7 protein-coding genes are annotated in these 6376 nt (G+C 68.1%); 3 read left to right on the plus strand and 4 right to left on the minus strand.

All coding sequences use genetic code 11. The annotated features are described in order from the left end of the window. Positions 1-92: 92 nt before the first annotated feature. Together CHC08_RS40645 and CHC08_RS40650 are read right to left on the minus strand one after the other, a co-directional pair. A complete protein-coding gene (locus tag CHC08_RS40645; RefSeq protein ID WP_089212719.1) occupies positions 93-1106 on the minus strand; it encodes an HAD-IIA family hydrolase in 1014 nt (337 codons plus the stop codon). A 25-nt stretch (positions 1107-1131) separates the two neighbouring features. Continuing rightward, the gene (locus CHC08_RS40650) at positions 1132-1563 is read right to left on the minus strand and encodes a tetratricopeptide repeat protein (protein ID WP_089212720.1); all 432 of its coding nucleotides are present in this window, start codon (positions 1561-1563) and stop codon (positions 1132-1134) included. 120 nt (positions 1564-1683) lie between these two features. Between CHC08_RS40650 and CHC08_RS40655 the strand changes: the two genes are divergently transcribed. Continuing rightward, positions 1684-2985, plus strand: coding sequence for a DUF1015 family protein (locus CHC08_RS40655; RefSeq protein ID WP_245878875.1), 1302 nt, complete (start codon positions 1684-1686; stop codon positions 2983-2985). Between the two features lie 207 nt (positions 2986-3192). Here CHC08_RS40655 and CHC08_RS40660 read toward each other — a convergent pair whose 3' ends face one another. Next, the gene (locus CHC08_RS40660) at positions 3193-3663 is read right to left on the minus strand and encodes a single-stranded DNA-binding protein (protein ID WP_089212722.1); all 471 of its coding nucleotides are present in this window, start codon (positions 3661-3663) and stop codon (positions 3193-3195) included. A gap of 110 nt (positions 3664-3773) precedes the next feature. On the opposite strand from CHC08_RS40660, the gene CHC08_RS40665 reads away from it, so the two are divergent. Further along, entirely contained in the window at positions 3774-4700 is a 927-nt protein-coding gene (locus tag CHC08_RS40665; protein WP_089212723.1) for an MBL fold metallo-hydrolase, read from the plus strand. 56 nt (positions 4701-4756) lie between these two features. Here the strand turns inward: CHC08_RS40665 and CHC08_RS40670 are convergent, their stop codons facing one another. Further along, on the minus strand, positions 4757-5656 hold the full coding sequence (locus tag CHC08_RS40670; protein WP_179282500.1) for a hypothetical protein: 900 nt from the start codon (positions 5654-5656) through the stop codon (positions 4757-4759). On the opposite strand from CHC08_RS40670, the gene CHC08_RS50130 reads away from it, so the two are divergent. After that, the coding region (locus CHC08_RS50130) for a hypothetical protein (protein WP_179282501.1) at positions 5621-6376 on the plus strand (756 nt) is incomplete at its 3' end. The genes CHC08_RS40670 and CHC08_RS50130 overlap by 36 nt on opposite strands.

Here is a 6376-nt window from a genome sequence, read left to right on the forward strand (position 1 = left end):
TCGCCGACCACGTCTTTCTCGCTTTTTCACTGCCTCTGCCGACCACGTTTTCGTCCGTGAACGGTGAAACGCGCGCTTGAGGTGCCCGTTACCTAAAGGAACGCCCGCTCTGAAAGCGAGGAGTCAAGCACCGCCTTCACCGCGTCCTCCTCCGCCTGCCCGTCGCCGGCGGCCTCCCAGGTCGCGGCGGCGGCCGCCCGGAGCCCGTCGAGTGGCTTCCCCCCACCGTCAAGGCGGAGACGGCCCTCTTCCCAGCGAGCCGTCCACCCCTCGCAGGTCCATCCGCCCTCGCCACGCCGCACCTGCGGGTACGGCAGCCGCAGAGCCGAAAGATCATCAGCGACGTAGGTGGGCCGGTGCCGGGGAGCGGCGGTCAGCACGTCCAGCGGGCTCGCCACTCCGGTCAGCACCAGCAGGCTGTCCACTCCCGCGTTGGTCGCCCCTTCGATGTCGGTGTCGAGCCGATCGCCGATCACCAGCGGCCGTTTCGACCCGGTCCGCAGGATCGACTCGCGGTGCAGGGGCGGCTCGGGCTTTCCCGCGACGATCGGCTCCACACCGGTCGCCGCGGCGATGACCTTGGTCATGGCGCCGTTGCCGGGCAGTTCGCCCCGACCCGTCGGCATGGTCAGATCCGCGTTCGCAGCCACGAAGAGGGCGCCCTGCCGCACGGCGAGCGTGCCCTCGGCCAGCAGGCCGTACGAAAGATCGGACGCGATGCCCTGGACCACCGCGACAGGCGCGTCCATCGCGGTGCTGACCGGGCGCAGGCCGTGGGCACGCAGAGCGCTGCGCAGCCCCATCCCGCCGACCACCAGCACCGCCGCCCCCGGCTCGACCCGCTCGGCCACCAGCCGTGCGGCCGCCTGGGCCGAGGTGACCACGTCATCGGGGGTCGCCGGGGCGCCGAGCGCGCTCAGGTGCTGGGCGATGGCGCCGGGGGTACGTGAGGCGTTGTTGGTGACGTAGGCAAGCCGTACACCGCTCTCCGCCGCCCGGCGCAGTGCCTCTGGAGCTCCTGGTACGGCGTTGCGCCCGAGATACACCACCCCATCTAGATCGAGGAGAAGGGTGTCATACGGGTAGATCAGCGCATGTATGTCCACTGACCCATTCCATCACCCACCCGGATCACATCCGCCGGGCGCGTAACGTGGCGCGGACACTTCTCAGTGCCGACACGTAGTGTCGGTGGTCGGGCCGCATGGCGACGGCGATGGCCAGGGGCTCCTGGGCCCCCTTCATGTCTCCGGTCCGCCACAGGGCGAGGCCGAGCCCGAAATAGGCATAATCCTCGGTCGGATTGGCGTCGATGATCCGGCGAAAGCTGTCGGCGGCGTCGGCGTACTGCCGCGAGTTGAACTGGGCACGGGCCAGCGCCTCACGGATGCTCCGTGATTCCGGCTCGGCCTCGACCGCACGCTCCAGCAGCGCGGCAGCCGCCGCCGGGCTACCCTCCGCCAGGAGTTTCATCCCTCGTTGGAACCATTCGTATACGTCCCCGACCGGAGCGCCCGTCTCAGGGCTGGGGGAATCAGACGGACCACCACGTCCTTGGACCATTATGTGAGGCCTCCTTCATCGACAGACGACAGATCTGACCGATTCCCTGACGGACCAGGCGCCACCGCACCTTCGGGGCGGCCCCTAGACGTTTCAGGCCTTTATGGCAGCATGCCCCCTATGGCGAATCCTGAACTGCCGGTGCCCGATGGGCTGGTGCTACGCCCGTTTCACGGCGTACGGTTCACGGTCAACGATCTGGCCGAGGTGACTTCCCCGCCTTACGACCTCATCGGAGAAGCCGATGTGCGAGCTCTGCTCGATGCTCATCCCAACAACGTGGTGCGTCTGATCCTTCCCGGCGCCGACCGTCACCGGTACGCCGAAGCGCGGAAAACCCTTGATCACTGGCTCTCCTCCGGGGTTCTCGCCGCCGACGAAACACCCGCGGTTTATGTCTACGAACAGTCCGGCCCGGGGGTCCTGCAACGCGGTCTCATCGGCGACGTCGGCCTGGCCGGTCCCGAACTGCGCATCATCCTGCCGCACGAGAACGTGATGCCGGGGCCGGTCGCCGACCGACTGGCCCTCATGCGCACGACCGAGGCCAACCTGGAACCCATCTTCCTGCTCTACGACGGCACGGACGGCACCGCCACCCGCCTCGTCGATCAGGTCGCCGGCTCCCGTCCTCCGCTGATGGAAACGGAGACCCGCGACGGGATCAGGCACCGGCTGTGGGCCATCACCGACTCCGGCGAACTCGCCTCCCTCGATGCCGACCTCCGTCCCCGTCAGGCCCTCATCGCGGACGGCCACCACCGTTACGCCACCTACCTCGCCCTTCAACGTGAACATCACGCCGCGACCGGCGGCGACAGCACCGAGATTACGCCTGACCGCCCCGTGGAACCAGGGCCGTGGGATTTCGGTCTCGCGCTCCTGGTGGACTCCAGTTCCTACCCGCCGGACCTCAAGGCCATCCACCGGGTCATCCCCGGGCTGCCGCTCGAAGAGGCACTGGCCAGGGCCAGGGGCTCATGGCAGGTGCACGATCACACGGATCTCGCCGAGGGGCTGATCGCGCTGGAGGAGGCCCCGGGACCGGCCTACCTGCTGTCCGCCGGGGACTCCGCGCACCTGCTCACCCACCCGGATCCGGCCCAGGTCGAGCACGCCATGCCGTCCGAGCGCTCGGAGGGGTGGCGCGCGCTGAACACCTCGATCCTCGCGGAGTTCCTGCTTCCCAAGGTCTGGGGGATGCGCGACGACGAGCAGGCGGTGCGGATCGTGCACCATGACCCGAAGACCGCGGCACGGCTGGCGCAGGAGTCCGGGGGAACGGCGGTGCTGATGAACCCCCTGGCGGTCGACGACGTGCTCCTGGTCGCGGCTCACGGGGAACGGGTGCCACGCAAATCCACCTCCTTCGGCCCCAAACCTCGCACCGGACTGGTCCTGCGTACGCTCACTCTGGACTGATCCCTCATGACGTGAGGGGCCGCCGACCGCCTGGCCCCTCACGCCCCGTGAACTCTCAATCCGGATGCTCGGGAACCGCCTGAACGTGTGGATCCTCAAAACCAGGTGAACTCTCCAGCCGAACACCCGGGAATCGACTGAGCGGCCATGGACATTCGTCACCCAAGGGCCGTGGCTCGCAGACATCGCGGGACGGACTCCGGCCCGTCATCCCCGGCCGCAACGGCCCGGCTCCGAACCGACGAGCGTGGACGCTCCGTCGCCCTCGGCCAGGGCGCTCCCGGTGCGCAGAAGCGAGCTCACCCGCCTGGGCGGGGCCGGCGTTGGAACCGGGCCGGCCTCATCGCCGGTCGGGACCGGGGTGACCTGGCGTTCGAGACGTCTCACCGAACTCACCTCGACCTCATAGCCGGACGCTTTGGAGCCCTCGCTCCCCCACCAGCGGCGACGCAGCGAACCTGCCACTTCGATCATGTCATCCGGCAACCAGTCGGTCACGGCCGCAGTGACCTCGGGCTCGAACGACACGCAGGGAATGGTGTCCACCCGGCCGCCGCGGCCACGGGGCTGCCGCCGGACGATCAATCGCCAGGTGCCGAGCGTGCTTCCGCTCTGCAGCAACCTGAGGTGCGCCGCTTCGGGCAGACGGCCCACCAGGGTGACCTCGTTGCGATCCATCGAATCCTCCTTCGATCTCTGCCAATCGAGGATGACTCTCTACGATGTGAGCTGTGCCGGAATGGCCGAATGCCGTTCTGGGGACGCCGGTTCCAGTTCTGAGGTGGCCTGTGGACAACATCACCGCTCTCGGCGGAGACGTCTATGAGATCGACACAAGGATGGCCGGATACTCCGGTATCACGGCGGGTTATCTGATTCTCGGAGACCGCCCCTGCCTGGTGGAGACCGGTACCTCCACTTCCGCCCCCGTGGTGCGCGACGCCCTGACCGCCCTGGGCGTCGGTGCGGGTGACCTCGCCACAGTCGTTGTGACGCATATCCATCTGGACCACGCGGGCGGGGTCGGCGACATCGCCGGGTTCTACCCGGAGGCGGAGATCGTGGTCCACGAGAAGGGCGCCCGGCACCTCGCCGACCCGTCCCGGTTGATGTCCAGCGCCCGGATGGTCTGGGGCGACAAGCTGGACACCCTGTTCGGCGAACTCTCCCCCACCGAACCCGCGCGAATCCGCGCGCTGGGCGACACCGGAGCCATCGATCTCGGCAACGGGCGCACGCTGAGCAGCTACTACTCCCCCGGGCACGCCAAGCATCACGTGGGACTGATCGACTCGGGCACCGGCGACCTCTATGTCGGCGACGCCGCCGGGGTCTACCTGCCGCAGACGGGCGATCTACGCCCCGCCACGCCGCCGCCGGACTTCGACCTGCAGACCGCACTGGACTCGATCGCCCTGTTCGAGGCGCTGGGCCCGCAGCGACTGCTCTTCAGCCACTACGGACCGGTCACGGACGTGGAGGAGATCCTGGGGCGCTCCGCGGAGGAGCTACGCATCTGGGTCGACCTGACCCGTCAGGCCCGCTCTCAGGGAATGGACCTGGACCACGCGGTAGCCATGGTCAGGGAGCGCACGCAAGAACGTTACGCGGCACTGAAAGCCGACGAGGCCACCGCCGAGCAGTTTGAGCTGCTCAGCGGCGCTCCGTCCAACGTGGCCGGAATCCTGCACTGGCTGGATCGAGTCCAGCCGTAGAAGGCCCGGCTGCCCGTCTTGGGTGAACGGTTCATTCACCCAAGACGGACGCGTGACTACTTCTTCTCGACCTTGCTCCGGTCGTCGTCCTCGTCCTCGTCGTCATCATCGTCGTCGTCGAGATCGTCGTCGATATTGGCAGGATCACTGAGGATGTCGCCGAAGTCGGGCTCGATGAAGGCTGGGCCGACACCGGCCTCGGCCCTTTCGGGCTTCTCCTCGGCCTTCTGCTCGACGGGGAGAGCCTGGTCTTCCGGGGTGCTGTCGACGACGGGCTCGTCTTCGTCGAAGTCATCGTCATCGAGCTCGTCATCGTCCTCGATCTGCGCGTCGAGAACGGCAACGTCGTCGATGTCGGCGTCGAGGTGCGTCTCGTCATCGATATCCACACCCTCATCGGCGTCATCCTCGCCGGGGAGCTCGTCGTCGACGGCCTCGTCGCTCTCGCCGTCCTCGTCGTCCTCGTCTTCTTCGAGGTCCTCGATCACGGTGCCGGTCAGCTCCGCATAACGCTCGGCCGCGTCGGTCTCGCCATCCTCATCGAAGGCCGTCGCACGACCGAACCACTCGGTGGCAGGACCTTCGTGACCCGCTTCCAACAGAGCATCGGCGTAGGCGAAGGCGAGACGGGCCGACCAGGGCTGCGGACGGGTGTCACGCAGCTCGGGCAGTCGCTGGAGGGTGATGACCGCGGCGTCCTTCTGCCCAAGATCCCGGCGAGCACCGGACTCCACGATGGCGAGCTCGATCTTGCCCAGGCGGTCGAGGTGCTCGGCCTCCTTGGAGCGGACCAGATCGAGGGCACGCTCGGGACGGCCGAGACCGCGCTCGCAGTCCGCCATGACCGGCAGGAACGAGTCGGAACCCGTCATACGGCGGGCGGCGCGCAGATCGCTGAGTGCCTCGGCGAAGTGTCCCGAATGGTAGGCGGCGATGCCGACGGCCTCGCGGATCACGCCGATCCTGGCCGCGAAGCGACGGGCTACCTTGGTGTGCTCGTACGCCTCTTCCGCATTGCCGTCGCCAAGGGCCCGCTCGGCCGCCACAAGGTGACGGGAGATCAGGTCGGCAAGGTCGAGCGGAAGGGAACGCAGCTCGTCACGGATCTCCTTGTCGAGCTCCTCCGCGGTGATGTCCGGGGCGAGAGGAGGCAGCTCCTCACGCTCTCGGCTCGGGGCCTCATCACGGCTGCTGGGCCGTTCGTCCCGGCTGTAGCGGGTGCGAGAGCCATCGCCCTCACCGCGGAATCCACCGTCACGTCCGCCGAAAGGACGCCCGCCGCGGTCATCACGGTTGAACGGGGGCCTCTGGCCACCGCTGGAACGATCGTCACGGTTGAACGCCGGCCGGTCACCGCCACGATTGTCGCGATTGAACGGGGGCCTCTGCCCGCCACCGGGACGGTCATCACGATTGAACGCCGGCCGGTCACCACCGGTGCCGCCGTACTGGCTACGGGACTGATCACGGTCACCGTAACGCGGCCCAGAAGACCTCTGGCCACCGCTGGGACGGTCATCACGATTGAACGGGGGCCGGTCTCCACCGCGGTTGTCGCGGTTGAACGGAGGACGGTCACCGCCGCTGGGACGATCGCGGTTGTACGGGGGCCTCTGCCCACCGCTGGAACGATCGTCGCGGTTGAACGGAGGCCGGTCACCACCGGAACGGTCATC

It is taken from the genome of Streptosporangium subroseum (assembly GCF_900188345.1).
GTDB classification, from domain to species: domain Bacteria; phylum Actinomycetota; class Actinomycetes; order Streptosporangiales; family Streptosporangiaceae; genus Streptosporangium; species Streptosporangium subroseum.

Excerpts from the sequence above, each read along its gene's own strand:
- CHC08_RS40660 (WP_089212722.1), bottom strand. The coding sequence starts at position 3,663 with ATGGATCGCAACGAGGTCACCCTGGTGGGCCGTCTGCCCGAAGCGGCG.
- CHC08_RS40650 (WP_089212720.1), bottom strand. The coding sequence starts at position 1,563 with ATGGTCCAAGGACGTGGTGGTCCGTCTGATTCCCCCAGCCCTGAGACG.
- CHC08_RS40655 (WP_245878875.1), top strand. The coding sequence starts at position 1,684 with ATGGCGAATCCTGAACTGCCGGTGCCCGATGGGCTGGTGCTACGCCCG.